Annotated in this window: 22 protein-coding genes and 2 pseudogenes; 9 read left to right on the plus strand and 15 right to left on the minus strand. The window is 55.1% G+C overall.

The window, feature by feature from the left end:
• Positions 1-112: 112 nt before the first annotated feature.
• Entirely contained in the window at positions 113-859 is a 747-nt protein-coding gene (locus tag H3L92_RS09020; protein ID WP_085365445.1) for a lysophospholipid acyltransferase family protein, read from the minus strand.
• 112 nt (positions 860-971) lie between these two features.
• Positions 972-1,724 (minus strand): GNAT family N-acetyltransferase, encoded by a 753-nt coding sequence (locus H3L92_RS09025; protein WP_085365444.1) that lies wholly within the window; start codon positions 1,722-1,724, stop codon positions 972-974.
• A 213-nt stretch (positions 1,725-1,937) separates the two neighbouring features.
• On the opposite strand from H3L92_RS09025, the gene H3L92_RS09030 reads away from it, so the two are divergent.
• Together H3L92_RS09030 and argJ are read left to right on the plus strand one after the other, a co-directional pair.
• Positions 1,938-3,329: a chloride channel protein gene (locus tag H3L92_RS09030; RefSeq protein ID WP_085365443.1), complete on the plus strand. Its 1,392-nt coding sequence runs from the start codon at positions 1,938-1,940 to the stop codon at positions 3,327-3,329.
• Complete coding sequence (argJ, locus tag H3L92_RS09035; RefSeq protein ID WP_085365442.1) at positions 3,330-4,550, plus strand: bifunctional glutamate N-acetyltransferase/amino-acid acetyltransferase ArgJ; 1,221 nt, start codon at positions 3,330-3,332, stop codon at positions 4,548-4,550.
• A 90-nt stretch (positions 4,551-4,640) separates the two neighbouring features.
• On the opposite strand, the gene dsbD is transcribed toward argJ, so the two are convergent.
• The 3 genes from dsbD to rsmA all read right to left on the minus strand — a co-directional run bounded on the left by dsbD (position 4,641) and on the right by rsmA (position 8,144).
• Positions 4,641-6,434, minus strand: coding sequence for a protein-disulfide reductase DsbD (gene dsbD, locus H3L92_RS09040; RefSeq protein ID WP_085365441.1), 1,794 nt, complete (start codon positions 6,432-6,434; stop codon positions 4,641-4,643).
• 184 nt (positions 6,435-6,618) lie between these two features.
• Positions 6,619-7,347: an amino acid ABC transporter ATP-binding protein gene (locus H3L92_RS09045; RefSeq protein WP_085365440.1), complete on the minus strand. Its 729-nt coding sequence runs from the start codon at positions 7,345-7,347 to the stop codon at positions 6,619-6,621.
• Positions 7,348-7,364: 17 nt separating this feature from the next.
• A complete protein-coding gene (gene rsmA / locus H3L92_RS09050; protein ID WP_085365439.1) occupies positions 7,365-8,144 on the minus strand; it encodes a 16S rRNA (adenine(1518)-N(6)/adenine(1519)-N(6))-dimethyltransferase RsmA in 780 nt (259 codons plus the stop codon).
• 200 nt (positions 8,145-8,344) lie between these two features.
• Here rsmA and H3L92_RS09055 point away from each other — a divergent pair, with 200 nt between their 5' ends.
• On the plus strand, positions 8,345-8,851 hold the full coding sequence (locus tag H3L92_RS09055) for a hemerythrin domain-containing protein (protein ID WP_085365438.1): 507 nt from the start codon (positions 8,345-8,347) through the stop codon (positions 8,849-8,851).
• A gap of 149 nt (positions 8,852-9,000) precedes the next feature.
• Here H3L92_RS09055 and H3L92_RS09060 read toward each other — a convergent pair whose 3' ends face one another.
• A complete protein-coding gene (locus H3L92_RS09060) occupies positions 9,001-10,104 on the minus strand; it encodes an anhydro-N-acetylmuramic acid kinase (protein ID WP_085365495.1) in 1,104 nt (367 codons plus the stop codon).
• A gap of 229 nt (positions 10,105-10,333) precedes the next feature.
• On the opposite strand from H3L92_RS09060, the gene H3L92_RS09065 reads away from it, so the two are divergent.
• A complete protein-coding gene (locus H3L92_RS09065; protein WP_085365437.1) occupies positions 10,334-11,899 on the plus strand; it encodes an inorganic phosphate transporter in 1,566 nt (521 codons plus the stop codon).
• 185 nt (positions 11,900-12,084) lie between these two features.
• On the opposite strand, the gene H3L92_RS09070 is transcribed toward H3L92_RS09065, so the two are convergent.
• Positions 12,085-12,531 carry a TIGR01244 family sulfur transferase gene (locus H3L92_RS09070; protein ID WP_085365436.1) on the minus strand — a complete coding sequence of 149 codons (447 nt, stop codon included), beginning with the start codon at positions 12,529-12,531 and terminating at the stop codon, positions 12,085-12,087.
• A 211-nt stretch (positions 12,532-12,742) separates the two neighbouring features.
• The gene (locus H3L92_RS09075) at positions 12,743-14,488 is read right to left on the minus strand and encodes a M61 family metallopeptidase (protein WP_085365435.1); all 1,746 of its coding nucleotides are present in this window, start codon (positions 14,486-14,488) and stop codon (positions 12,743-12,745) included.
• Positions 14,489-14,810: 322 nt separating this feature from the next.
• Between H3L92_RS09075 and ccoN the strand changes: the two genes are divergently transcribed.
• The 4 genes from ccoN to ccoP are packed head-to-tail and all read left to right on the plus strand — an operon-like array spanning position 14,811 to position 18,480.
• On the plus strand, positions 14,811-16,247 hold the full coding sequence (gene ccoN, locus H3L92_RS09080) for a cytochrome-c oxidase, cbb3-type subunit I (RefSeq protein ID WP_174222529.1): 1,437 nt from the start codon (positions 14,811-14,813) through the stop codon (positions 16,245-16,247).
• Between the two features lie 25 nt (positions 16,248-16,272).
• Positions 16,273-16,884 (plus strand): cytochrome-c oxidase, cbb3-type subunit II, encoded by a 612-nt coding sequence (ccoO, locus tag H3L92_RS09085; protein ID WP_085365433.1) that lies wholly within the window; start codon positions 16,273-16,275, stop codon positions 16,882-16,884.
• 4 nt (positions 16,885-16,888) lie between these two features.
• A complete protein-coding gene (locus H3L92_RS09090; protein WP_085365432.1) occupies positions 16,889-17,056 on the plus strand; it encodes a cbb3-type cytochrome oxidase subunit 3 in 168 nt (55 codons plus the stop codon).
• A 29-nt stretch (positions 17,057-17,085) separates the two neighbouring features.
• Positions 17,086-18,480 (plus strand): cytochrome-c oxidase, cbb3-type subunit III, encoded by a 1,395-nt coding sequence (ccoP, locus tag H3L92_RS09095; RefSeq protein ID WP_085365431.1) that lies wholly within the window; start codon positions 17,086-17,088, stop codon positions 18,478-18,480.
• A 474-nt stretch (positions 18,481-18,954) separates the two neighbouring features.
• Here the strand turns inward: ccoP and H3L92_RS13350 are convergent.
• Both H3L92_RS13350 and H3L92_RS09105 read right to left on the minus strand, forming a co-directional pair.
• A pseudogene (locus H3L92_RS13350) lies at positions 18,955-19,780 on the minus strand (IS30 family transposase); the annotation flags it as partial.
• Positions 19,781-20,133: 353 nt separating this feature from the next.
• The gene (locus H3L92_RS09105; protein WP_085365430.1) at positions 20,134-20,358 is read right to left on the minus strand and encodes a hypothetical protein; all 225 of its coding nucleotides are present in this window, start codon (positions 20,356-20,358) and stop codon (positions 20,134-20,136) included.
• A 336-nt stretch (positions 20,359-20,694) separates the two neighbouring features.
• Here H3L92_RS09105 and H3L92_RS09110 point away from each other — a divergent pair.
• Positions 20,695-21,445 (plus strand): annotated as a pseudogene (locus tag H3L92_RS09110) (IS5 family transposase).
• 247 nt (positions 21,446-21,692) lie between these two features.
• Here the strand turns inward: H3L92_RS09110 and H3L92_RS09115 are convergent.
• From H3L92_RS09115 to H3L92_RS09135, 5 genes are all read right to left on the minus strand, one after another.
• On the minus strand, positions 21,693-22,376 hold the full coding sequence (locus tag H3L92_RS09115) for a YiaD family glycine zipper/OmpA-like lipoprotein (protein ID WP_085366221.1): 684 nt from the start codon (positions 22,374-22,376) through the stop codon (positions 21,693-21,695).
• A gap of 196 nt (positions 22,377-22,572) precedes the next feature.
• The gene (locus H3L92_RS09120; RefSeq protein WP_085366220.1) at positions 22,573-23,427 is read right to left on the minus strand and encodes a YoaK family protein; all 855 of its coding nucleotides are present in this window, start codon (positions 23,425-23,427) and stop codon (positions 22,573-22,575) included.
• Positions 23,428-23,744: 317 nt separating this feature from the next.
• Positions 23,745-24,719, minus strand: a complete 975-nt coding sequence (moaA, locus tag H3L92_RS09125) for a GTP 3',8-cyclase MoaA (protein ID WP_085366219.1) — start codon at positions 24,717-24,719, stop codon at positions 23,745-23,747.
• Positions 24,720-24,969: 250 nt separating this feature from the next.
• A complete protein-coding gene (locus tag H3L92_RS09130) occupies positions 24,970-25,665 on the minus strand; it encodes an LrgB family protein (protein WP_174222530.1) in 696 nt (231 codons plus the stop codon).
• The gene (locus H3L92_RS09135) at positions 25,662-26,000 is read right to left on the minus strand and encodes a CidA/LrgA family protein (protein ID WP_085366217.1); all 339 of its coding nucleotides are present in this window, start codon (positions 25,998-26,000) and stop codon (positions 25,662-25,664) included. Before H3L92_RS09135 ends, H3L92_RS09130 begins: the two co-directional genes overlap by 4 nt.
• Positions 26,001-26,368 lie beyond the last annotated feature (368 nt).

Consider the following 26,368-nt stretch of genomic DNA (forward strand, 5'->3'; position numbering starts at 1 on the left):
CAGTATGAATAAAGGCCGTCTGAAACAATTTTTTCAGACGGCCTTTCACTAATGAAAATGATTGATGGCGGTTTGACTACCATTTTACGGCAAACCGGATATTTCAGACGGCCTACCCCAAATCACGCTGCTTTTCGCTCAGCCTGCGGTGAATGTCGCGGGCGATGGCCTGGCGGTCGGGGCCGGAGGGCACGGGGTCGAGAAAATGCAGTTCGGCCACGCCGCCGGGCTGGCTGATAATCATGCGGATAGACTGTATCAGGCTGATGTCGCCGTAGTAGGCCATGGCGGGGTTGGGGCTGCTGCCGTCGGGGTTGGGGTAGCGGCACAGCACCGGTATCAGCGGCACGTCCGCTTCGTAGGCCGCCTGAAAAAAGCTGGTTTTAAACGGCAGGATTTCGCGGCCTTCGGTGCTGGTGCCTTCGGGGAACAGGGTAACGGTGTCGCCGTTTTTGAGGGCTTCGGTAACGTGGCGGATTTTTTCGCTGTTGCCTTCGGTGCCTTTGTTGCGGGTAACGTAAACGGTTTGCGCCTGCGTGGCCAGATAGCCGACTACCGGCCATTTGGCCACGTCGTCTTTGGCAACGAAGCGGCCGGGAAAGGCGCCGTTAACGGCCATGATGTCGAGCCAGGAAATGTGGTTGCTGATCATCATCTGCCCCTGCCCTGCTTCGGGCAGTTTGCCGTAGGTTTCGAGCTTCAGGCCGCAGGAGGCGAGCACGCGCAGCGACCATAGCTGGATGGCGCGCAGCTTGCGCTGTTTGCTGTAAAAGGGAAAAAGAAAAAACATTTCTGCCATGCCGTAGAGCAGGCAGATGCCGATGCAGAGCAGGCGGAAAACGGTGCGCAGTGTGGTCATGGTGTGAGTAAAACAGATTTGTGTTGCGGTATTTTTACTGAGGCCGTCTGAAAGGTTTCCGGCATGTGCAAGCAGCTGCGTTGCGCGACTCGGGCTTTCAGACGGCCTGTTTTCAGATTTTAGGTGCAAAGCGTTGCAGGTAGCGGTCGTTGAGTTGGGTGATGTCCATCAGAATCAGCACGTCGGCGCAGTTGAAGGCTTCATCCACGCACGGTTCGCCGCAAAACCAGGCGCCGGCTTTAAGGTAGCCTTTAATCAGCGACGGGCATTCGGGGTTGGCTGCGGGGGTGAGTTCGCTCCATTTCAGCGGGTTGAGCGGGCGCACGCGCCATTGCTCGGGCGCAAGGTATTTTTCTTTCAACACATGATACAGCCCGGCCGCTTCGTGGCCGCCGTCGGCGGTGCTGATGCTGCCGCAACCGATCATAAAGCGCAGGTTTTCGTCGTGCATGAATTTCACAAGGCCCGTCCACAACAGCATAATCAGGCCGCCGTTGCGGTATTCGGGGTGGATGCAGGCGCGGCCCAGCTCTACGGTTTGCGGCAGAATATCGTGCAGCGGTGAGAGGTCGAACTCGTGTTCGCTATACCATGAGCCGACGGTGCGGGCGGCTTCTTCGGTAATCAGGCGGTAGCAGCCCACCACTTCGCCGGTGGCTTCGTCGAAAGCGAGCAGGTGGTGGCAGTGTTGGTCGTATTCGTCGGTATCCAAGCCGTTGCTGCTTTGGATATCTGCACCCAACTCGCCGGCGAACACTTGGTAGCGCAAGCGTTGCGCGGCTTCGATTTCCTGCCGGTTTTCGGCCAGGCGCACGCTCAGACCGATTTTGGGGCCGGTGGTGTTGAAACGGCTGGTTTGCGGCATAAAAAAACCCGTGTATCAAAAATAAGGCGCAAAGTATAGCAGAGGGCATAAATTAAGTAACCGATTAATTTACTTGGCAGAACCTGAAGGCCGTTTGAAGCGTTGTTTTCAGACGGCCTTCAGGCTTTGATGCGCCCGCGCAATCGGTTCATAATAACGCCTGCGATTGTGGCAGGCTCCCATACACCCCTTCAAACCGGCAGGCTCTTGGCTATGAACACCGATTTCACCACCCGTTACCGCATCCTGAAGCGAAAAACCATTCACAAAATCCGGCAAACCCAGCGGCTGTCGCGCAAAACCGTTGCCTTCGCCTTTCTGCTGGCGGGCGCGGCGATGGTGGCGTTGGTGTCGCTGCTGTTTGCCCATATGGCCGACTTCGCGCTGGAGCAAAACGCGCTGCTGGTTAAAAAATACCCGTGGTTCGCCTGGGTGGCGCTGCCGCTGGGTCTGCCGCTGATTGTGTGGCTGACGCGCCGTTTCGCGCCCTACACGGCAGGCAGCGGCATTCCGCAGGTGCTGGCTTCGCTTTCCCTGCCCTACGGCGCACAGAAACTGCGCCTGATCAAGCTGGGGCAGACCATGCTGAAAATCCCGTTTACCTTTTTGGGTATGCTGGCGGGCGCATCTATCGGTCGCGAAGGGCCGTCGGTGCAGGTGGGCGCAGCGGTGATGGCGGCATGGGGCGCGTGGTGTAAAAAACACAACCTGGCTTTTAAAGGCATGCAGGAAAACGATTTGATTGCCGCAGGCGCGGCGGGCGGCTTGGCCGCAGCGTTCAACGCGCCGCTGGCAGGCGTGGTGTTTGCCATCGAAGAATTGGGGCGCGGCGTGATGCTGCGCTGGGAGCGGCAGATTTTCATCGGCGTACTGGCGGCCGGTTTCATCCAAGTGGCCATACAGGGCAACAACCCTTATTTTTCAGGCTTTCACGGCACGCAGCTCAACCATATGCTCGCCTGGGTGCTGCTGTGCGGCTTGATTTGCGGCGTGGCGGGCGGCCTGTTTGCGCGGCTGCTTTATAAGGGCGCGGCAGCGTTTGCGCCCGAGCGGTGGCGCGGCCTGATACGCCGCCACCCCGTGCTGCTGGCCGCCATTATCGGTCTGCTGCTGGCCGCCATCGGCACACTCTATCAGGGGCAGACCTTCGGCACGGGCTATCACGAAGCCTCCGGCGCACTGCGGCGCATGTACGAAGCCCCGGCCGGCGTGGCATTGGCCAAATGGGCGGCCACCGTGCTTTCTTATTGGGCGGGCATTCCCGGCGGCATCTTCACCCCCTCGCTCACCGTCGGCGCCATGTTGGGCCAGCATATCGCCGACATCGCCGGCCTGCAAACCGGCATCAACGTGCTGGTGCTGATCTGCATGACTGCGTTTCTGGCCGCCGCCACCCAATCGCCGCTCACCGCCAGCGTGGTGGTGATGGAAATGACAGGCGGACAGAATCTGTTGTTTTGGCTGCTGATTGGTGCTATTTTTGCATCTCAGGTGTCGCGCCAGTTTTCCCCCAAACCGTTTTACCATGCGGCAGGCGCGCGTTACCGGCAGCGTGTTCAGGAAGAAAACGCCGCCCAACAGGCTGTTTCCAAGGAGACCTTATAAATGGCAGTGAATTTAAAAGAAAAAAATGCGGAAGAATTGCTTACCGTTGACGGCGTGCAAGTGTTCGTCGGTCAGGCCGGCGTAAAAAAAACCGGCCACGACGACTTAACCCTGATTGTGCTCAACCGCAGCAACACCGTCGGCGCCGTGTTCACCCAAAACCGTTTCTGCGCCGCACCCGTTTATATCGCCAAAGAACACCTGGCCAACGAAAACGGCATCCGCGCGCTGGTTATCAACACCGGCAACGCCAACGCCGGCACCGGCATGCAAGGCCGCGAAGACGTGCTGGCCGTGTGCCGCGCCGCCGCAGAGCAAGTCGGCTGCACGCCCGAACAAGTGCTGCCGTTCTCCACCGGCGTGATTCTCGAACCGCTGCCCGCGCAGAAAATCACCGCCGCCCTGCCCGATGTGAAACCCGTACACTGGGACCGCGCCGCCCGCGCCATCATGACCACCGACACCGTACCCAAAGCCGCCAGCCGCGAAGGCAGGGTGGGCAACAGCCACACCGTGCGCGCCACCGGCATCGCCAAAGGCTCCGGCATGATCTGCCCCAACATGGCCACCATGCTCGGCTTCATCGTGTGCGACGCCAAAGTTTCGCAACCCGTTTTGCAGATGCTCACGCAGGAAGTGGCCGATTCATCGTTCAACGCCATCACCGTTGACGGCGACACCAGCACCAACGACAGCTTCGTGATAGTGGCCACCGGCAAAAACGGCCAAAACGAAATCGACAATATCGCCGACCCGCGCTACGACCAACTGAAAGCCCTGCTCGCCGGCCTTGCGCTCGAGCTGGCGCAGGCCATCGTGCGCGACGGTGAGGGTGCCACCAAATTCATCACCATTCGGGTGGAAAACGCCGCCGGCCGCGCCGAAGCCCGCCAAGTTGCCTACGCCGTCGCCCACTCGCCGCTGGTGAAAACCGCCTTTTTCGCTTCCGACCCCAATCTCGGCCGCCTGCTTGCCGCCATCGGCTATGCGGGGCTGGAAAACTTCGACACCGACAAAGTGCGCCTGTGGCTCGACGATGTTTTGGTGGCCGAAAACGGCGGCCGCGCCGATGGCTACACCGAAGAACAGGGCCAGGCCGTGATGAACCGCGCTGAAATCACCGTGCGCATCGACTTGCAGCGCGGCCGCGAATGCGCCACCGTTTACACCTGCGATTTGTCGCACGAATATGTGTCGATTAATGCCGACTACCGCAGCTGATGCACACTCAAACCCATCGTGCTGAATGCTTGAAAGGCCGTCTGAAAACGTTTCAGACGGCCTATTTGTTATTTCCGGCCAAGCGTACGGCTAACGCTCGTTCTGCCGATACCACTCGATAAACGCGTCGGGCTTCACAAACCCCAGCAGGGCTTCGCTGCGGCTGCCGTCGGCGCGCACAACAAACACACCCGGCGGGCCGAACAAGCCGTATTCTTTCAGCAGCGCCTGATGCTCGGGCGTGTTGGCGGTAACGTCGATTTGGAAAAAGCGTTCCATATCCACCGCTTCGTGCACCTGCGGCTGGTTGAGCGTGTAGGCCGCCATTTCTTTGCACGAAATGCACCAGTCGGCATAAAAATCAAGCAGCACGGGCTTGGCGGGGTTTTGCTGCAAGGCCTTTTGCATCGCGGCTTTCAATTGCGCCGTATCGGTGTAAACCTGCCCGTGTGCGCCTTCCTCTCCGGCCGCGGGCGGAATCAGGGTGAGAAAATGGTGCAGCGCGGTGGTTTGCCGGTTGGCGCTCTGATAGGCGAACCACGAACCGCCCGCCAATAAAAACGCCCCCAGCAACACGCACACGCTTTTCAGACGGCCTGCCGTTTTCGGCACTTTGGCCAGCAGCAGGCCGGCGGGAATCACCATCAATAAAGTGTAAAGCGCGGCAACCAGCGGATAAGGCAGGAAAGGCGTGGCCAGATACACCGCCACCGCCAGCAGAATAAAGCCGAACGCATACTTGATGCCGTTCATCCACGCGCCCGCTTTCGGCAGGATGTGGCCGCCGAACGTGCCCACGGCAACCAGCGGCACACCCGTGCCGACGGCCAGCGCATACAGCGCCAAACCGCCGAGGGCGGCATCGCCGGTTTGGCCGATATAGCCCAGCGCGAACGCCAGCGGCGGCGCCACGCAGGGGCCGACAATCAGCGCGGAAAGCATACCCATCACAAACACCGAAGCGATTTTGCCGCCCGAAAGTTTGCTGCTTTGGTTTTGGAAATACCCCTGCACCGAAGCGGGCAGCTGCACGGTAAATACGCCGAACATCGACAAGGCCAGCGCCACCATCACCGCCGCCGCCGCCAGCACCACCCACGGCTGTTGCAGCCACACGGTCAGCAGCGCGCCCGTCAGCCCCGCAACCACGCCCACGGCGGTATAAGTGAGCGCCAAGCCCTGCACATACACCATCGACAGCACAAACGCACGGCCTTTGCCGGTGTTTTTATCGCCCACCACAATGCCCGACACAATCGGCAGCAGCGGATACATACAGGCGGTAAAACTCAAGCCCAAGCCCGCGAGAAAAAACGCCAACAGGTTGGCGTTCAAATTATCCCAAGAAAGTTTGAAGCCGCCGTCGCCCGAGCGCGCGGCCGGTTTGGCTGCCGGGCCGTCTGAAAGCGACGGTGCGGGCTGCAAAAAAGGGTTGCCGCCGGCTGCCGCAGCGGGTTGGTACAGCCCTTCGCCTTTAATCTCAAACGTGGTTTCGGTGGGCGGATAACACACGCCCACATCGGCGCAGCCCTGATAGCGCAACGTTAATTTATAGTTTCGCACGGGCTTGGCATACGGCCAGTTGACTTGCGCGGCACGGTGGTAAACCGTTTGCCGGCCGAAAAACTCGTCTTCTTTTTCTTCGCCTTTGCTGAATTTCGGCGCCGACAACAAACCGGCCGGGTCGGTGTCGGCCATCATTTTCGATTGATACAGATAATAACCGTCGGCCACGGCAAACTGCACGTTGATGCCTTCTGCGGTGGCGTTTACCTGCGGCACAAACGCCTGTTCGGGCGGCAGCAGTTTGGAAGCGTCGATTTCCGCGTGTGCCGCGCCGCATAAAGAAAATAATACAACCAGAAAATAAAGCAGTTTTTTCATTGTTTCACCTGTTCAGACGGCCTGAAACCTTTACAAAATATTCCGACATCTCACAATTTCTGCGTCATGCCCGAGTATGACGCAATCGGTGTTTCAGACGGCCCGGCAGAATTCCGAAAGGCCAATCTGAAACCACACACCCTTTCAGACGGCCTCATTCCCCTTTTCCTTACACGCCCGCAGCTCAATGTTTCATCACCTGCTGCAAAAACTGCTTCGCACGCTCATGCTTCGGGTTGGTGAAAAATTCCTCGGGCGTTCCCTCTTCGATGATTTGGCCGTGATCAACGAAAATCACGCGGTCGGCCACTTCGCGGGCAAAGCCCATTTCATGGGTAACGCACATCATGGTCATGCCGCTGTTGGCCAAGTCTTTCATCACGCGCAGCACTTCGCCCACCATTTCGGGGTCGAGCGCCGAAGTCGGTTCGTCGAACAGCATCACGCGCGGCTCCATCGCCAGGCCGCGGGCAATCGCCACCCGCTGCTGCTGGCCGCCTGAAAGCTGGCCGGGCATGGCGTCTTTTTTATGCGCCAAACCCACACGCTCGAGCAGCTCCATCGCTTTTTTCTCGGCCTGCCCGCGGCTTTGCTTTTTCACTTTCATCGGCGAAAGAATGATGTTCTCAAGCACGCTCAAATGCGGATAGAGATTGAAACTCTGAAACACAAAGCCCACCTCTTCGCGCACTTTGTTCAAATCGGTTTTCGGATCGGCCACATTCATGCCGTCCACCCAGATTTCGCCGCTCTCAATGGTTTCGAGCTGGTTGACGGTGCGGATTAGGGTGGATTTGCCGCTGCCCGAAGGGCCGCACACCACCACCACTTCACCCTGCTTCACTTCCAGATTCACGCCGTTAATCACGTGCAAATCTTTAAAGTGTTTGTGTACGTTTTTGAATTTGATCATTTTTTATTATCCTGTTTTCAGACGGCCTGTTTCACCAAATAATTGCTCAGTTTCACATACAGTTCCGGCCCGATATGTTCGGCCCTGTCTTGCGGGTTGATGCCCACGGCCTGCAAATCTTCATCGGCGGCAATGTCTTTCAGATTGTTGCGTATGGTTTTGCGGCGCTGGGCAAACGCCTGTTTGACCAGTTTGGCAAAATGCCCGAAATCTTGCGCCTCGCCGATCCGGTGTTTCGCCGGAATCATACGCACCACGGCGGAATCCACTTTCGGCGCGGGGTCGAACGATTCGGGTGGCACGTCGATCAAGGTTTCCATCTCGAAAAAGTATTGCAGCATCACGCTCAAGCGGCCGTAGTCGTTGGTTTTCGGCCGCGCCGTCATGCGCTCGACCACTTCTTTTTGCAGCATAAAGTGCATATCGGCCACATCGTCGGCCACTTCGCTCAGGCGGAACAGCAGCGGCGTGGAAATATTGTAGGGCAGGTTGCCGACGATTTTCTTTTTGCCCGCCACGCTGTTGAAATCGAATTGCAGCACGTCGCCCTCGTGTATCACCAGTTTGTCGGCAAACGGCAGCGTTTTCAGACGGCTCACGATATCGCGGTCGATTTCGACCACATGCAGTTTGTCGAGCTTTTTTGCCAACGGCCCGGTAATCGCCGCCAGCCCGGGGCCGATTTCAATCACCACATCGCCGGGCTGCGGGCGCACGGCATTGACGATGTCGTTGATAATGCGGGTGTCCTGCAAAAAATTCTGCCCGAAACGTTTGCGGGCCTTGTGTTCTTTCATACGGTTTCTTCAACTCGGTTTTAAGCGCGTATTGTAGCGCAAAACGGCGTGCCGTGCGGCGGGCGGAATCTTTTTCAGACGGCCTGGTGCGCCGCCTCTCAACATCTGCCGCCGAAAGGTTTATGATGCAGCCGAAGCACCGCCCGATTAAACCGACGCGCACTTTTTGTGATGCGCCCCTCTCCCGTCAGGAAACCGCCATGGATTTATTCAATACCCGCAGCGTTACTTTCGACGACCCCATAGAAATGCTCTACGCCTGCCACGGCAAAGTGCGCAACTTCTGCAATCAGGTGCAGATGCTGCCCGGCTATATTGCCGCCAACGGACGCAACGATGCGGTGTTGCAGGCCGTGAGGCAGATCAGCCAATACTTCAACACCGCCGCGCCGCTGCACCACCAAGACGAAGAAGAGGATTTGTTCCCACTGCTGCTGCGCCATTTTCCGTACACCCGCAGCAGCATCGAAGCGCTGCAACACCAGCACGAAAGCCTGCACGCCAACTGGGCGGCGGTAGCGCGCGAATTCGCCGAACTCTCGGCCGACCCCGCCTACCGCCTGCAAGCCGATGTGCTCCAACGCTTCTGCGCCGGCTACGATGCCCATCTGGCCTTGGAAGAGCCTTTGTTTGAAACCGGCAGAAACCTGCCCGCGCAAGCGCTGGCCGAAGCCGGAAAAAACATGGCTGCGCGCAGAAGAGTTTGAGGCTTGCGCATTTCAGGCCGAAACCTTTGAGAAAACACTGCAAGGCCGTCTGAAATGCTTACATAAATACCGTCATACTCGGGTCAAGCCCGAGTATGACGCAGATACTTTTGATAACTGATAACGTTTTTGATTTTTGCCAAGGCTTTTCAGGCAGGGTAGCCCGCACCCAAAACGCGCGGCCCGCGTGCGCCGGTTGCGCGGTAAGGGTTGCCGGGCAGGCGGTTTACCCAAGCGGCGGCGAGCCAGCCGAAGGCGGCGGCTTCCACCCATTGCGGGTCGAGATTGAGCGCGGCGGTGCTGTGCAGGTTGGTATTGCGGGCGGCAAAGCGTTTGCTCAGGCTTTCCATCAGTGCCGTATTGCGGATGCCGCCGCCGCACACATAAATATTGCGGGCGGCGGGCGCGGCTGAGGTTATGGCGTCGTAAATGCTTTGCGCGGTAAATTCGAGCAGGGTTTTCAGCACATCGTGCGGGTTGAGGCCGTCTGAAAGCTGCGGCAGCAGCCACGGCAGGGAAAACAGCTCGCGGCCGGTGCTCTTGGGATACGGGCGGGCAAGATAGGGGTGCGCCAGCCATTGTGCGAGCAAATCGGGCAGCACTTTGCCTTCTGCGGCTTTGGCACCGTTTTCGTCGTAAGGCTGCCGCCAGATATGGTGCACCCACGCATCCATCAGCATATTGCCGGGGCCGGTGTCGAAACCGTAGGCCGCTTCGCCGGGCGGCAACACACTGATATTGGCAATGCCGCCGATGTTGAGCACTACGCGTGTTTCGTGCGGACTGCCGAACAGGGCTTCGTGAAACGCGGGCACCAGCGGCGCACCCTGCCCGCCTGCCGCCAAGTCGCGGCTGCGGAAGTCGCCCACGGTTAGAATGCCGCTCGTTTCGGCCACCCGCGCCAAATCGGCAAGCTGTATGCTGTAGCCGCTTTCGGGGGCGTGGCGGACGGTTTGGCCGTGGCAGCCGACGGCGGTGATGTCTTGCGGGGAGAGACGCTCGTTTTGTAATAAAGCTGTAACAATCTGTGCATATAATCCGCCGAGTTCTTGTGCCAGCAGCATACTGCGGTGCAATTCGTTGAAGCCCGTGTTCTGCAAATCGATCAGTTCGCTTTTCAAACGACCCGGATAAGGCAGGAATGCATGGGCTTCGGCAGCCAGCCAGCGCCCGCCCGCCATTCGCACCAGCACGGCATCCACGCCGTCCATGCTGGTGCCGGACATCAATCCGATATAAAGTTGTTCGTTCATGGTTTTGAGGCCGTCTGAAAAGCTGCAATTGTAACCTATTTGACTGCCGCCGATAAAAATACCGATATAAAACACACATCAAGTATTTCATGACGCAATGCGGCAATAGCTTTATAATAAATGTTAAGAACGTATAAGTTGCCGCCCCGCGGCGTTATTTTTTATCAACGGGCACGCCTGCGGCGCAACGTCCTGCATTCCTTTTCGATAACCCGAGGTTCACACCGAAATGAACTCATCTTCCATACAAAAAATCAACCTTGCTTTTGCCGCCCTGCTGATCGGCATGGTCGGCTATTTTATTTTCTGGGGCTTGGGCTACACCAACCACAACCACACCATGCTGTTTCTGCTGGCCACGCTGTTCGGCGTGTTTATGGCCTTCAATATCGGCGGTAACGACGTAGCCAACTCGTTCGGCACCAGTGTGGGCGCCGGCACGCTCACCATTCCGCAGGCGTTGCTGATTGCCGCTATTTTCGAGGTGAGCGGCGCGGTGATTGCCGGCGGCGAAGTAACCGACACTATCCGCAAAGGCATTGTTGATCTGAACGAAATGCACCTCGAGCCGATGCAGTTTGTGTATATCATGATGTCGGCGCTCTTGGCCGCCGCCCTGTGGCTGCTGTTCGCCACCAAAAAAGGCTTTCCCGTGTCCACCACCCACGCCATTATCGGCGGCATCGTCGGCAGCGCGCTGTGCTTGGGCATGATCAGCGGCGACGGCAACACGTTCTCGCTCATCCAATGGGGCAACTTGGGTGAAATCGTCGTTTCGTGGGTGCTCTCACCCGTGCTCGGCGGCTTGGTTTCCTATATTCTGTTTTCACAGATTAAAAAACACGTTTTAGACTACAACACCTCGGCCGAAGAAAGCCTGAAAGCCATCAAACAGGAAAAGAAAGCCTTTAAAGAACAGCACCGCCTGCACTTCGAAAGCCTCGACGAATCGGCCAAAATCGAATGCGCCACCGCCATGGCCCGTGATGCGCAGATTTACGGCGAAGCCGATTTAGACCCGTCGGAGCTGGAATCTTCCTACTATAAAGGATTATACGATATCGACCACCGCAAAAGCGGCATCGATGCCTACAAAGCCCTGCATTCATGGGTGCCGCTGATCGCCTCTTTGGGCGGCATGATGATTGCCGCCATGCTGATTTTCAAAGGCTTGAAAAACCTGCACCTGGGCATGAGCAATGTGAGCAGCTACCTCACCATCTTCATGATAGGCGCCGCCATTTGGATGGCCACTTTCATCTACGCCAAAACCCTCAAACGCAAAGATTTGGGCAAATCCACTTTCCTGATGTTCAGCTGGATGCAGGTGTTTACCGCCGCCGGCTTCGCTTTCAGCCACGGCGCCAACGATATTGCCAACGCCATCGGCCCGTTTGCCGCGATTATGGATGTTTTGCGCACCGGCGACATCGGCACCCAAGCCCCCGTTCCGCCCGTTGCCATGCTCACTTTCGGTATCGCCCTGATTGTCGGCCTGTGGTTTATCGGTAAGGAAGTGATTCAAACCGTGGGCACCAGCCTGGCCGAAATGCACCCCTCTTCCGGCTTTGCCGCCGAGCTGGCCGCCGCTTCGGTGGTGATGCTGGCTTCGCTGATGGGTCTGCCCGTATCCAGCACCCACATTTTGGTCGGCGCCGTTTTGGGTATCGGCCTGGTAAACCGCAACGCCAACTGGGCGCTGATGAAACCCATCGGCCTGGCTTGGGTGATCACCCTGCCCGCCGCCGCCGTGTTGTCGGTAGTGTGCTTCCTGATTCTGCGCGCCTTGTTCTAAGCGGCCGCCGCAATAAAAAAGCCGTGTAACCCTCCTGTTTGGAAGTTACACGGTTTTTTTATTGCCGGTTAGCAGACTTGCGAAGCTAATGACGATAATCGAATATTTCAGACGGCCTAAATGAATTTTGCAAAGGTCTCTGGTTATATATGATGCAGCCCCAAGAAACAAAACGGCTCGCAGCGTTATTTATCGGGCAAACCGTTTGCTGCGGCTTCCTGCAAACGCTGCTCGAAGTTGGCCAAATCTACGCCCGCCTGTTTGGCTGCGGCAACGGCTTCCGCCACCGGCAAACCGTTTTGCACTTGATGGTAAGCCCACAGCAAAGCGCTGCGCGTGCCTGTGCGGCAATATGCCAAAACCGGTTTTTCGGCTTGGTTCAGCAAAACTTGAAAACGGGCGGTGTCCTGCCCGCTGATTGCGGGCGCAACCACGGGCTGGTGCACCGTATTCGCAATGCCGGCCTCGGCCAGCCATTGCTGCACTTGGTTAAAAGCGGGTTGGTCGTCGGCCTCGCCGTCGGGGCGGTTGCAGATAACGCTGCGTATGCCCAACACCGCCGCATCGGCCGCATCGGCTTGGGTGAGTTGGGGGGCGATATACAGCCCTTCGGCCAGTTTTCTGATATTCATCGGTTGCTCCTTTCCAAATCTTTTCAATCTGTTTTTTATCAAAAAACGATTTTGCAAACCGCTGAAGCGGCAACAGAATCGGTTCCCCACCGCCTGCACTGTCTGCGGCTTCGCTGCTTTGTCTGCCCAATAAGCCACTATTATATTTTCAGACGGCTTAAACAACTTGCAAAGGTCTCAGGCCGTCTGAAAACCGTTTGCCATTCCACCGCTACACACCCAACCATTGCGCCAGCAAACTGCGGTCGGCGATATGCAGGATGGCCGTATCGGCCTCCGCCGCCTGCACGGTTAAATCAGTTTCATGCAACACACCGTGGCGGAAATAGTGAATATGCACAGTTTCACCTATATCGAACTGCGCCCACTGCTTCTCGAAGGCTGTGCAGGCAAAGCCGTTTAGGGCGATGATTTTGTCTTTCGGGCACAGCGCGGCCTGCTCGGCACTGCCGCCGTTGAACACATGGGTTAAAGTAATGTCGCCGTTATCCTGCTTGAAACGTGCGCCCAAATCGCTTGCCGGCCACATCACTTCTCCGCCGCCCAAGCCGCCACCGTGGCTGTGCGGCGCGGCCAGCCATTCCAACTTCACGCCCGCAAGCTCCAAGCTGCTTTGCAGGGGAAGGTCGTCGGTGGAATATAAGGCCGTCTGAAAAAAACCGCTCAAATCCAAACCGGTGATTTCTTGGCAATATGCCTGCCATTGCCGCTCTTCGATGCCTTTGCCGTTTTCGCGCCAATTGCGGTAGAGCGTGTGCATCACCGTATCCAAACTGTGCTTGCCCGCGCTTCTGCCGCGAATCTGCAAATCCAGACACAAAGCTGCCAGTGCGCCTTTCTGATAATAGCTCACGATGGCATTGGGGCTGTTTTCGTCTTGCTTGTAAAACTTGTTCCACGCGGTAAAACTTGATTGTGCCAAAGTCTGTTTCAGACGGCCTTTGCCCTGCTGCACGCGGGTAATGCCTTGCGCCAGCAGTTTCAAATAGGCTTCCGGCGCAATCACGCCGCTGCGGGCTAAAAACAGATCGTCGTAATAAGACGTAATGCCCTCAAACGCCCATAACTGCTCGGTATAGCTTTCGCTGTCCAAGCGGTAAGGCTCAAACGCGGCGGGCTTGATGGATTTTACGTTCCACGCATGGAAATACTCGTGGCCGAACAACCCGAGCAGCTGGATATAGGCATCATCCGGCCCGCCCATGCCGCGCGCAGGCAGGCTGTTGCGGTCGGCCAAGAGCGCCGTGCTGCTGATGTGCTCCAAACCGCCGTAAATGTTATCGCCCACATGCAGCAGAAACAGATATTCTTGAAACGGTGCCGCGCCGGCAAACATTTCCAACTCGGCCGCGCAGATTTTCTGCACGTCGCCGAGCAAACGACCGCGGTCGAAATCACGGTAATGCCCGCTCAAAACGATACGGTGCGGAATACCGCAAGCCTCGAAGTGCAACGTTTCAAACAAACCCAGCTCAAACGGATAATCGATTAGTTCGGCATAAGAGGCCGTCTGAAAAGTACGCCCGCCCGCCGCCGGCATCGTTGTGGCAATCTGCCAGTTTTCGGGCAATCGCGGGAAAGTAATCTGATGTAGCCCGTTTTCGTATCCTTCCACCCGGAGCAATAGGCAGGCACCGTCGAAAAAGCCGCGCTCCGCACTCAAAAACGAACCGCGCACGGATAAGTCAAACGCATAAACAGTGTAGTGGATTTGCCACTCTCCGCCCGGGTTCTCAGCCGTCCATTCGTTTTTCGACACCTGTTCCAATGCAACCGGCCTACCATTGCAGCAGGCCTCGATAGAGATGATATGGCGCGAAAAATCGCGAATCAGATAACTGCCCGGAACCCAATTGGGCAGCTTGATTTGTAAAGGACGGTTATCTTTTGAATAAAAACTCAAACAAACCCGCCACAGATGGGCGGCTGGTTCGGGAGTGAGGGTGTATTGGATCATGGCATTACCGGCACGGTTAAAGTTTGTATGGCTGCTTGAGTAAATTTGACTTATGTCAAGAAACTTTATGTAGTGAATCTATAATCTAACAAAATATGGCCGAAATCAACCCGCCCCGCTCGGTAAAAATTGCGGTTTTATGCCGATTCGGCTTGGTACGGCACGGGTTTTGATTTAGAATGCACGGGTTAAGCTGCCGTAAATTGCCTATCCGCGCAACTACTCGGTGTTAAATTAAGAAAAATCGGGTGTATCTTTGGTGTGTTTCAGCAAGCCGGAGCAAACCGATAAGTGTAAATTGCCATGTTTAATGGAGACCCTTATGGAAACGCAAACATATAACTACAAGGTGGTGCGCCAATTTGCCATCATGACTGTAGTTTGGGGTATCGTGGGCATGCTGGTGGGGGTGATTATCGCCGCCCAACTGTTCCTGCCCGCCCTCAACCTTGCAGACATCGGACCTTGGTTCCACTTCGGCCGCCTGCGCCCGCTGCACACCAATGCGGTGATTTTCGCCTTCGGCGGCTGCGGCTTGTTCGCCACATCATATTATGTAGTGCAGCGCACCTGCAACGTGCGCCTGTTCGGCGGCAAATGGCTGCCCGCCTTCACATTCTGGGGCTGGCAGCTGGTTATCGTTTTGGCCGCCATCACCCTGCCGCTGGGCTATACCCAGGGTAAGGAATATGCCGAATTGGAATGGCCGATCGATATCCTGATTGCGTTGGTATGGGTTGCCTACGCCATCGTGTTCTTCGGCACCATCGCCACCCGGAAAATCAAACACATCTATGTAGCCAACTGGTTCTACGGCGCATTTATTTTGGCCGTGGCATTGCTGCACATCGTTAACAGCCTGGCCATTCCTGCCGGCGCCATGAAATCTTATCCGCTTTACTCGGGTGCCATCGACGCCATGGTTCAATGGTGGTACGGCCACAATGCCGTGGGCTTCTTCCTGACCGCCGCTTTCTTGGGCATGATGTATTACTTCGTACCCAAACAAGCCGGCCGCCCGGTTTACTCTTACCGTTTGTCTGTCGTGCACTTCTGGGCGCTGATTTTCACCTATATGTGGGCAGGCCCCCACCACCTGCACTACACCGCACTGCCCGACTGGACCCAATCTTTGGGCATGGTGTTGTCATTGATTCTGTTCGCACCCTCATGGGGCGGCATGATTAACGGCATCATGACCTTATCCGGCGCATGGCACAAACTGCGCACCGACCCGATTTTGAAATTCCTGGTGGTTTCCCTCTCGTTCTATGGTATGTCCACTTTCGAAGGCCCGATGATGTCGATTAAAACCGTCAACGCATTGAGCCACTACACCGACTGGACCGTGGGCCACGTTCACTCAGGCGCTTTGGGCTGGGTAGGCTTCGTTACCATCGGCGCGATTTACTACCTGATTCCGCGCCTGTTCGGCCAAAAAGAAATGTACAGCACCAAACTGATCGAAGCGCACTTCTGGATTGCCACCATCGGCGTTGTGCTCTACATCGCTTCCATGTGGATTTCCGGCGTGATGCAGGGTCTGATGTGGGGCGCGTTGAACGACGACGGCACACTCACCTACTCTTTCGTTGAATCGGTTAAACGCAGCATGCCTTTCTATATGATTCGCTTCACCGGCGGCCTGCTGTATCTGACCGGTATGGTAATCATGGCCTACAACGTTTACCGCACCGTTATCGGCGGCAAGCCCGTTGATGCCGAAATTCCTGCCGTTTCTCAAGCGCAACACCACTAAGATAAAAGAAAGACAGGCTACCAAAATGAAATTACAACAATTAGTCGAAGAAAAAGTCGGCGTGTTGATTATCTTTACCTTCGTGGTGATCAGCTTCGGCCTTTTGATTGAGATTGTACCGTTGTTCTTTACCAAGTCGGTAACAGAGCCGATTAAAGGCGTTAAGCCCTACTCCGCCCTGCAAGTGGCCGGCCGCGATATTTATGTTCGCGAAGGCTGCTACAACTGCCACTCCCAAATGATCCGCCCGTTCCGTGCGGAAACCGAGCGTTACGGCCACTACTCCGTAGGCGGCGAATCCGTTTACGACCGCCCGTTCCAATGGGGTTCCAAACGCACCGGCCCCGACTTGGCCCGCGTGGGCGGCCGCTATTCCGACGAATGGCACCGCCTCCACCTGCTGAATCCGCGCGACGTTGTGCCCGAGTCCAACATGCCCGCTTTCCCGTGGCTGGCGCGTAATAAAGTCGATGCCGAAGCAACCGTGCAACATATGAAAGCACTGCGCGCAATCGGCACACCTTACAGCGACGAAGAAATCGCAAAAGCACCCGAAGAACTGGCCAACAAATCAGAATTGGATGCTGTGATTGCTTACCTGCAAGGCTTGGGTTTGGCACTGAAAAACGTAAGGTAACATCATGGATATAAACTGGGCGCGCTCGCTCTTTACCGTATGGGTGTTCGTTAGCTTCATGTTGGTTCTGTATATCGTGCTGCACAAACGCAATAAGCGCAATTACGATGATGCCGCCAACAGCATCATGGAAGACAACGACACCCCCGATAACGAAAAAAGCGGGCACTAACCCGGTTTCCCGTGACAACGGAGCAAATAATGAACACAACTTCCCAATTTACCAGCAATTTCTGGAACATATACATTGCCGTTATCGTATTGCTCAGCTTCATCGGCTTGATTTGGCTTCTGCTTTCGCAAAACAAAGTCAAAGCACCGCCCAAAGGCGAAGACGTTAAAACCATGGGCCACTCATGGGACGGCATCGAAGAATACAACAACCCCCTGCCCCGCTGGTGGTTTTGGCTCTATATCGCCACTTGGATTTTCGGCGCAGCCTATCTGTTTTTATACCCGGGCCTGGGTGACTACAAAGGCTACCTGAACTGGAGCAGCACCAACCAATACGAAAAAGAAGTTCAAAAAGCAGACGAACAATATGGCAAACTGTATGCCAAGTTTGCCAATATGCCGATCGAACAGGTAGCCAAAGACCCGCAAGCCCAACGCATCGGTAAAAACCTGTTCGATACCTACTGTATCCAATGCCACGGCTCCGATGCCAAAGGTTCCAAAGGCTTCCCCAACCTCACCGATCACGACTGGTTATGGGGTGGCGAACCTGCCAAAATCCAGGAAACCATTCAAAAAGGCCGCATCGGCACCATGGCTGCTTGGGGCCCTGCTTTGGGTGAGGAGCGCGTAAAAGACGTTGCCAACTATGTGATGTCGCTCTCCAAAGGCAAAGACCAATACGACGAAACCCGTGCCGAGCGCGGCAAACTGCTGTTTAACGGCCCGCCCGCCAACTGCTTCACCTGCCACGGCGACAAAGGCCAAGGTATCCAAGGCTTGGGCCCGAACCTCACCGACAGCGTTTGGTTGTGGGGCGGCACCCAAAAAGCCATTATCGAAACCATCACTAACGGCCGCCACAACCAAATGCCCGCTTGGGACAGTTTCTTGGATAAAGACAAACTGCACATCATGACCGCCTATGTGTGGGGCTTGTCTAACAAAGACGGTAAAGCGCCGGCCAAACCTGCCGAAGCTGCTCCCGCTGCTGCGTCTGCCGGCACAACTCCGGCTTCCGAACCGGCAGCTTCCGCCCCCCAAGCCGCTTCTACTCCTGCAGAGCCTGCCGCCGACAAGGCCGATGTAACTTACGACACCCAATCCGGCACACCTGTCGGCACTTTCTACTTTGCCACCGGTAAAAGCGAAGTGGCCGCCAACGCAGCCGCTATCCTGACTGATCTGATTAAAGCCGGCAAAGAAGGCAAAAAACTGGTTGTCAGCGGCTACACCGACAGCACCGGCAATGCAGCCGCCAATGAAAAACTGTCGAAAGCACGCGCCCAAGCAGTAGAAGCTTTCTTAAAGGCACAAGGCGTTGATGCCAAAAACATCGAATTACGCAAACCGGAAAACACTACAGCAGCCCAAGGCAACAATGCCGCAGGCCGCCGTGTAGAAGTGAAGGTTGAAGGCTGATTGCCATCCGTTAAAAAAAGCCCTGAGATTTTCTCAGGGCTTTTTTTAAGAACTGAAGTAGATTAGCGGTCATAATGGACTTCTGAAATGAATATGACCATAGTTAATCAATCTAATTTTTCGCTTAATTAATATTTTGGCTGATTTTTTAGAGAACTTAGCTTCTAATGGGCAAAACGATTGTGTTTCCAACCCTCTTAGATGTGGGAAAAGGTCGGGTTGTTTACACTTTTTATGCCAAACGACTTTTGCTTTTTGCTGGAATGATGGTTTCGTGATTTTTGAGCATTCTCAAGAACAATGCGGCTTTGCCGTACCTTTCGGTATTCTTGACAACCCTCAAAAATCCCAAAATGGGTCTGCATGCAAAAACGGAAAGTGTAAACAACGCTAGAATTTCCTACATCATCATCATGAGTTTCAAGCACAACACTCAGGTAGTAGTGGTTGGAACAGATTTTAAGAATAAAACACTTGGTGTTTCAATTCATCTTGAACCCAGCGTATTTGCCGAGAACTGATGTTGCGGAAAACCGTTTGTTGGGAAAATATTGACGGATGGGTCCGTTGGTGTTTTCAATCAGCCCTTTCTCTCAAGAATGGTAAGGACAGCAAAATAAGTTTCCGCCACCAATGCTTTAGCTATTTGGATGTGCCTGTAGAATTCTTTGCCGTTACCCACAGTGATAGTATGTTCCCCAGCTTTATGTACCCTTCAATACCCTTATAACGGCATTGGCAGTGTCTTTGGCTTTGAAATTCTTCAATTTGCAGATGATGGTGTAGCAGATAATCCGCTTAACCAAGGTCAATAGTGCGTTTTGCTGATCTTTGCCGACGATGGTGTCGGCCTCCCAATCACCAATGCTGAATTTTTTTGTTCAACGATGGCCAGGGGGCTTTTCTATACTGCTGCCGTACTTTTTACGGTAAGGTTTGCTGCCTATTCGGAGATATTGCCACAGAGTTCCGCCATTGCTTTTGTCTTGGTGCAGACGGCGGTAAACAGTGCTGCGATAGAGCGTGATTGGGTGGTGTGTGTGAAGAATAAGGGGGCGATTTTGTCGAATCAGCCAGGAATGGAGCTTATAGAGTTTCCGTTTGCTCTGTTTGTTTTGGCGGCTTCGCTGTTGGGTATTTTCAGCGTTGTATTACCCCTTTGGGCACAAAGTTGTCTGATTTCGCGGCTGATGGTGCTTTTGCGGCGGTCAAACTATTTGGTAATTTCGGTGATGGTGTGGTGACGATAGAGGTATTGGATGTGGTATTCTCCATCTTGGTTCAGTTGTGTGTAGCTCATGGTAATCTTTCTTGTCGGGAAGCGGATATGCTACCGCGTACTGGCTTTTTCTGTTGTGGAAAGTTGCACTTCAAGTCCGATCTGCTGCATATGTAAATAAACATCAGCTTGCGTTTCAGGCCACTATAAGCACTTCCCTGCCTCTTATGAATATACCATTTCCGTCGGCCGTCTGCACTGTAACTGAACTCGTCCAAGTAACTTTTATGCCGTATATACCACAGCTTCAGTTTTCGTTCGAAGTCTGTGTGGGTGGCTGTAAACAAGTTATCTCACGATGCTTTTAATTCTTTAGCCGCAGCAGATTTGGGGCGGTGGGTCAGGCATTTGCGGATAGTTTGTTGTTAATGGAGTTAGCATAACTGGAAAGGAACACCGAGAAAGAGTTTAGTCAATTCTTTAAAGCCACTGGCGGTAATAATTGGAATGCGTATGCCTTGATTCATCACTGTCTTTAACCTCAATTCATAAAGTACCGTCCTCTTCTGCCTGACATATTGCGTGTAAATGACTCGATCATTGAGGCTGTTCATAGACACCATCACGCCAAAAACTCTGCCAAAATCGGTGGCACCCATGATGATGTTAGCAATAGGGTGCCGCTCGATGCGGGACAGTTAAGGTGCTTTGCCTCAGATGAATTAGGCGCATTGCATAGGTTTACTTGAGAGGTATGTATTCATCAGGCTTCTTAGCAGCGGGGAAAATTTAGCGTAGGCAAAGCATTTGTATCTTTGTTTGCCACTTCTACGGCCATATTTGATGAAGGTGTTTTGATGGGAAAACGGACATTTTTTACATTCAACTTGATAACAAATCACTGAAATAAACGTATCGTAAGGCTTTCAGCAGTTTTTACCAACCAAAATGTCCAGGGTCTGTCGACATTCAAGTTTTCAGTGTATCCTATCCTCATGACCAGATATATTCTTACCGATGCACAGTGGGCAAAAATTGAGCCTTTATGCCAAGGAAAAGTTGGCGATGCCGGCCGAACCGCTGTCGATAACCGATTATTTATAGAAGCCATACTATGGATTATCCGTACCGGCAGTCCTTGGCGCGATCTGCCCGAAGAGTTCGGTAATTGGAAAAGTATCCACAAACGCTACCGCAGATGGGTCTTGGCCGACCGTTTTCATGATATTTTTGAAGAACTGAACCGTGATCTCGATATGGAGTATGTCATGATTGACGGCACAATCGTCAAAGTTCACCGCCACGGTCAGGGTGCAAAAGGGGGACTCGAAATCAGGCCATCGGCCAATCCAAAGGCGGGATGACGACCAAGATTTTGGCTATGGTGGATGCTTTGGGGAACCTGATTGACTTCAAACTGATGCCTGGTCAGCGCAATGACATTTGCGGCGTAGAACCGCTGATTAAAGAAAAGGAATTTGATGCTTTATTGGCGGATAAAGCCTTTGATGCCGACTGGCTGGTCGAAGAGTTGACCGAAAGGGGGAGTAAGGTGGTTATTCCGCCGCGTAACAACCGCAAATTGCAGCGGGAACACGACAAGATGATGTATTGCTGGCGACATTTGATTGAGAACTTTTTTGCAAACTCAAAGAATTCAAAAAGATTGCGATGCGCGCAGAAAAAACCGACCAATCTTTTGCTGCCAATATTTACCTTGCTGCTGCCGTATTGAAATTGAGGTAAACTTGAATGTCGACAGACCCCAGTAAACCGAAAGCGATTTGTTGAACCTGCTAAAAGTAACCAACAGGCTACGTGCGTCTGTTATTGCCTGAAAGACAGCCCAAATACCCGATAATCAGGGTATCTTGAAGAGGAACTCAGAGAATACTTGAAGTAAAAACAGCCGAAATTCTGTGTTCGGATTTCAGCTGTTGAGTAAAGAGCTATTTTGCAAAGATCTCAACCTTTTTATCTCTCTGCCCGATGCTTACTGTTGCTGCTGTTGCGCCGCACGCACGGCGTTTTGGTCGGGGTTGATCAGGATTTCCACGCGGCGGTTTTTGGCGCGGCCTTCGGCGGTGGCGTTAGACGCAACCGGCTGGCGCGAACCGTAACCGATGGTGCTCAGGCGCGAAGTGGCCACGCCGCGTTGGTTCAGGTAAGAAGCCACGGCTTGCGCACGGCGTTTCGACAGCGGCTCGTTGATGGCGTCGGAGCCGGTGTTGTCGGTGTGGCCGGCCACGGTTAAGGTGGTGTCGGGGTATTGCACCAGGGTTTCGGCCGCTTTGTTCAGCGCGTCCATCGCATTGCCGCTCAGGCTGGCGCTGTTGGTGGCGAAAGTTACGCTTTCGGGCATCACCAGTTTGATCTGGTTGCCTTGGCGTTCCACTTCAACATTGGTGTTGGCCAGGCTCTCGCGCAGTTTTTTCTCTTGGTAATCCATATAGCCGCCGATACCCGCGCCTATTGCACCGCAAGCCAGCGCAGAGTTGCGCGCGCCTTTGCCGCCGTGGGTCAGGGCGCCGACGATGCCGCAGGCAGCCGCGCCGCCCAAGCCATACATAGCGGTTTTGCTGGCTTTCTGCTGGCCGGTAACGGGATCGGTTACGCAGCCTGCCAATACCATGGCGGAAGCGGCAGCCAAAACGGTTAAGGGTTTCAACATTTTCATGAGGTTCCTTTCAAAATCATTCGATATGCGGCAAACGCCCCGGCGGGGTTTGCCCTGATGCAAACTATATAGAACATCGGCACGGCATAACAGTTTGCTTAACTTGATATTACACGCGGCAGCGGTTCATTACTTTCCGCACGGCGCAAAGGCCGTCTGAACGCCGAAAGCGTATCTTTTGCGACACAGGCCGCGCTTATCTGCCGCGCGCGTGCTGCTGCAAACGGCGCACCAGCTTCAGCTTGAGGCGCAGTTTCACATCGTAGCCCACCGAGCCGGAACCCAACACAAACAGCACCACCGACACCGGCAACGCGAAATAATGGCCGGCGCTGTGGTAGCCCCACGCGCCGATCAGCCCGCCCGCCAAAAAGGCAGCCAACAGCCCCGCCAGCAGCTTGGCTTTGGGTTTGTTGGTGTGGATGTGCGGCAGTTTGGGGTTGTCGCTGCGGTGGTAATACAGCATTTTTGAAATTTCTATGCCCAAATCGGTTACCGTGCCTGTCATATGGGTGGAGCGGATGGCACCGCCCGACAACACTGTCATCACGGTGTTGTGCATACCCATGATGAAACACAACAGCAGCATGGCCGCAACGGGCAGGCTGCCGCTGTGCCAGTCGGCCACGATGGCGCCCACCGCGCCGAACAGCAGCAGATATACCGCCTCCAGCCACATCGAAAAACCGAAACCGCCGCGGAAGCGGTGCCGTTTCGCCCACAGAATCACCCAGCTCGAATGCGCTGCGCCCAAAATAAAAAACACCATGCCGGCAAAAGCGATCAGCGCCAGCCGCCATTCGCCCAAATATGCCATATCCGCCGCATACGACATTTCGCCGGTAACGTGCGAGGTGTAGCGCGCCACGGCAAAAAAACCGCCCGCGTTGATTGCGCCCCCCAGCATGGCCATCAGATAGCCGAGCAGGCGGAAGCGCGCATCGCTGATGTTGTGTTCGTGCAGATAGGGTTTGTCGGCCTGCCAGAACGGCGGCGCGTGTTTGCGGCTGCGGCGCGGATGGGGCGCGGGGCGGGCGTGTTGGTTTTCCATACGGCAACGGGCGGAGCAGACGGGTTGATGCCGGTATTGTACAAGGCCGTCTGAAAAAATATAAGGGCATTGCGCCGCTTTGCTTTTTGCCCGAACAGACCGGCAACACCTATGCCTGATTTTTCAGACGGCCTCCAAGCCTTTGCAAAATTCGTCGGTATTTTCAAACCCCTGCGTCATACCCGGGCTTAACCCGGGTATCTGCCATTTCTTTTGAAACAAAAAGATACCCGGGTTAAGCCCGGGTATGACGCAAGTGTTTTGGAATTTGCGGTGAGTGTTGCCAAGCACGAAGCCCTAACCTGCCGCCCCAACGTTCAGCCGCCGGTTAATGCCATCACGCGGATGATTTTTTTCGGATTTTCAACAAATTCGTGCTTTTCGGGCTTTTTCTGCACGGCATCGCGGATGGCCTGCTCCAGCTCGGCGTCGGTGCAGCCTTCGCGCAACAGCGGGCGCAGCGGCACTTTGTCTTCCTGCCCCAAACACAGGTGCAGGTTGCCGGTAGCGGAAAGGCGCACGCGGTTGCAGGTGGCGCAGAAGTGCTGGCTCATCGGGGTAATCAGGCCGAGGGTGAAATCGCCGCTGCCGCTTTGCCAGTAGCGCGCGGGGCCGCCGCCGATTTTGCCTTCGAACGGCGTGAGGTTGAATTTCTGCTGCAATTGCGCCAACACGGGTTGCAGGCTCACCTTGGCATGCGCCTGGCCGGTGGCGCCCATGGGCATGGCTTCGATTAAATTGAGGATAAAGCCGTTTTCGATACAGAAGGCGACCATATCGTCCAAATCGGTGTCGTTCACGCCTTTGAGCGGCACCATATTGATTTTGATGCGCTCGAAACCGGCTTCTTTGGCGGTTTTGATGCCGTCGAGCACTTGGGGCAGGCAGTCGGTGCCGGTGATGTCTTTCACGCAGTCGCCGCGCAGGCTGTCGAGGCTGATGTTCAGGCGGCGCACGCCCGCTTGGCGCAGCTCGTGGGCGTGTTTGCCCAATTGCGTGCCGTTGGTGGTGAGGGAAATGTCTTCGACGCCGGGCTGGCGGTTGATTTCGGCGGCCAAACCGGCCAAGCCTTTGCGCAGCAGCGGTTCGCCGCCGGTGAGGCGGAAACGCTTGGTGCCCAACCGCGCGAATGCGGCCGCCACACGCGCCAGTTCTTCGAGCGTTAACCAATCTTTGGGCACGGCAAAGCCTTTGAAGCCTTTGGGCAGGCAGTAGGTGCAGCGCAAATCGCAGCGGTCGGTTACGGATATGCGCAGATAATCTACGGTGCGGCCGAATGCGTCGGTTAACATGATGGCAGTCTCGGTTGTGCGGTGTGTTGATTGTATGGCCGCGCACGCTTTTTGTTGATGATGCGTTGTGGTTAGCGGCTAGTTATTTCGGGGAATATACAGGCCGTCTGAAAGAATAACAAGCGTGGGGGTTATTCTTTCAGACGGCCTGTTGCAGCTATAGTGAATCCACTTGTTTAGTAACAGTTCGTCATACTCGGGCTTGACCCGAGTATGACGTATGTACTTTTTCTTAAGTGGATTCACTATATCAAACGCCCATCAGCGGAACCAGCAGCGGCACCAACGCGGCGGTAAGCACGCCGTTGAAAATCAGGCCGAGGCTGGCATAGGCGGCGAGCTTGCGGCTGCGGTCGAGCGATGCGGCGATACCCATTGCGTGCGAAGCCGCCCCCATCGACATCCCCTGCGACGTGGGCAGCTTGATGGTGCTGGCGCTCATCAGCCTGAAGCCGACCATCTGCCCCATCATGCCCGCCAGAATCACGGTGGCGGCGGTGATGGCGGGAATGCCGCCGATGGCGCGGGTGATTTCGATGGCAATCGGGTTGGTAACCGATTTGGCCGCCAGCGACAACACCACTTCGCGCCCCGCGCCCATCCACTTGGCGATATACACGCCGGTAACGATGCCGGTTACGCTGCCCGCCGCCTGCGACACAATAATCGGCAGCCACTGGCTGCTGATTTTTTTCCAGTTGAGATAAAGCGGCACCGCCAGCGACACCACCGCCGGTTTCAGCCAGAAATCGATAAACGCGGCCGCTTCGTGATAGGTTTCATAGTCGATGCCGACGGTTTTCAGATAAACAATCACCGTGGCCGAACTCAACACCACGGGGTTGCACAGAAAACTGCCCGTGCGGGCGCGCAGCACATTGGCCACCCAATACACGGTTACCGTGATAAACAGCAATAAAGCCGGATGCGCGAGCATTTCCATCACCAAAACCTCCGCATCAGCTCGTGCACCTTGCCGGTAACGAACATCACCAGAAACGTGCTCACCAGCGTGGCGGTGGCGATGGAAAGCAAATCACGCCCCACCACGTCGAGATAGCTCATCACCGCCACGCACGGCGGCACCAGAAACAGCGACAGGTTGCCCATCAAAACATCCACCATCTGCTGCAACCAAGCGGTTTTCACCCAGCCCGTATGCAGCGCGGCAAACAAAAAACCCATACCGATAATGCTGCCGGGCAGCTTGATGCCGGTGAAATGCACCGCCGCCTCTCCCACGGCCAAAAAGCCGAAAATAATGCTCAACGCTCTAATCATGGTTCGGTTTCTCCTTTTTGTTTTATTTATTATTGCGCCGGTGGTTTTCAGACGGCCTGAAGCACTTGCCGAAACCGCCGCCGCCACCATAAGGCAGGCTTCGAAGCGTATTTCTTTAAATTATTAATTAATCGGAATCATACCCCCGCACAGGCCGTCTGAAAAGACAGGCGGCGGTTTTCAGATTTAGCGGTTCGAGACCTTTGCAAAAATACCTTAAGGCCGTCTGAAATGCTTAAATCCCGTCATTCCCGCGTAGGCGGGAATCCAGTCGTTTTTCATAAGTTATTGAAATAAAATACTTGATGGTTTTAAGGCTGGATTCCCGCCTACGCGGGAATGACGATAATCGGATGTTCCAAACGGCC

This window comes from Neisseria dentiae, from assembly GCF_014055005.1.
Lineage (GTDB): Bacteria > Pseudomonadota > Gammaproteobacteria > Burkholderiales > Neisseriaceae > Neisseria > Neisseria dentiae.

Bases quoted from the DNA above. Each gene is read 5' to 3' on its own strand.
- H3L92_RS09065 (WP_085365437.1), top strand. From the start codon at position 10,334: ATGAACTCATCTTCCATACAAAAAATCAACCTTGCTTTTGCCGCCCTG.
- H3L92_RS09060 (WP_085365495.1), bottom strand. From the start codon at position 10,104: ATGAACGAACAACTTTATATCGGATTGATGTCCGGCACCAGCATGGAC.
- H3L92_RS09045 (WP_085365440.1), bottom strand. From the start codon at position 7,347: ATGATCAAATTCAAAAACGTACACAAACACTTTAAAGATTTGCACGTG.
- H3L92_RS09090 (WP_085365432.1), top strand. From the start codon at position 16,889: ATGGATATAAACTGGGCGCGCTCGCTCTTTACCGTATGGGTGTTCGTT.
- H3L92_RS09075 (WP_085365435.1), bottom strand. From the start codon at position 14,488: ATGATCCAATACACCCTCACTCCCGAACCAGCCGCCCATCTGTGGCGG.
- H3L92_RS09135 (WP_085366217.1), bottom strand. From the start codon at position 26,000: ATGATTAGAGCGTTGAGCATTATTTTCGGCTTTTTGGCCGTGGGAGAG.
- H3L92_RS09030 (WP_085365443.1), top strand. From the start codon at position 1,938: ATGAACACCGATTTCACCACCCGTTACCGCATCCTGAAGCGAAAAACC.
- H3L92_RS09070 (WP_085365436.1), bottom strand. From the start codon at position 12,531: ATGAATATCAGAAAACTGGCCGAAGGGCTGTATATCGCCCCCCAACTC.
- H3L92_RS09120 (WP_085366220.1), bottom strand. From the start codon at position 23,427: ATGGAAAACCAACACGCCCGCCCCGCGCCCCATCCGCGCCGCAGCCGC.
- rsmA (WP_085365439.1), bottom strand. From the start codon at position 8,144: ATGAAAGAACACAAGGCCCGCAAACGTTTCGGGCAGAATTTTTTGCAG.
- ccoN (WP_174222529.1), top strand. From the start codon at position 14,811: ATGGAAACGCAAACATATAACTACAAGGTGGTGCGCCAATTTGCCATC.
- moaA (WP_085366219.1), bottom strand. From the start codon at position 24,719: ATGTTAACCGACGCATTCGGCCGCACCGTAGATTATCTGCGCATATCC.
- H3L92_RS09055 (WP_085365438.1), top strand. From the start codon at position 8,345: ATGGATTTATTCAATACCCGCAGCGTTACTTTCGACGACCCCATAGAA.
- H3L92_RS09025 (WP_085365444.1), bottom strand. From the start codon at position 1,724: ATGCCGCAAACCAGCCGTTTCAACACCACCGGCCCCAAAATCGGTCTG.
- H3L92_RS09020 (WP_085365445.1), bottom strand. From the start codon at position 859: ATGACCACACTGCGCACCGTTTTCCGCCTGCTCTGCATCGGCATCTGC.
- H3L92_RS09115 (WP_085366221.1), bottom strand. From the start codon at position 22,376: ATGAAAATGTTGAAACCCTTAACCGTTTTGGCTGCCGCTTCCGCCATG.
- H3L92_RS09105 (WP_085365430.1), bottom strand. From the start codon at position 20,358: ATGGGTGCCACCGATTTTGGCAGAGTTTTTGGCGTGATGGTGTCTATG.
- ccoP (WP_085365431.1), top strand. From the start codon at position 17,086: ATGAACACAACTTCCCAATTTACCAGCAATTTCTGGAACATATACATT.
- argJ (WP_085365442.1), top strand. From the start codon at position 3,330: ATGGCAGTGAATTTAAAAGAAAAAAATGCGGAAGAATTGCTTACCGTT.
- dsbD (WP_085365441.1), bottom strand. From the start codon at position 6,434: ATGAAAAAACTGCTTTATTTTCTGGTTGTATTATTTTCTTTATGCGGC.
- ccoO (WP_085365433.1), top strand. From the start codon at position 16,273: ATGAAATTACAACAATTAGTCGAAGAAAAAGTCGGCGTGTTGATTATC.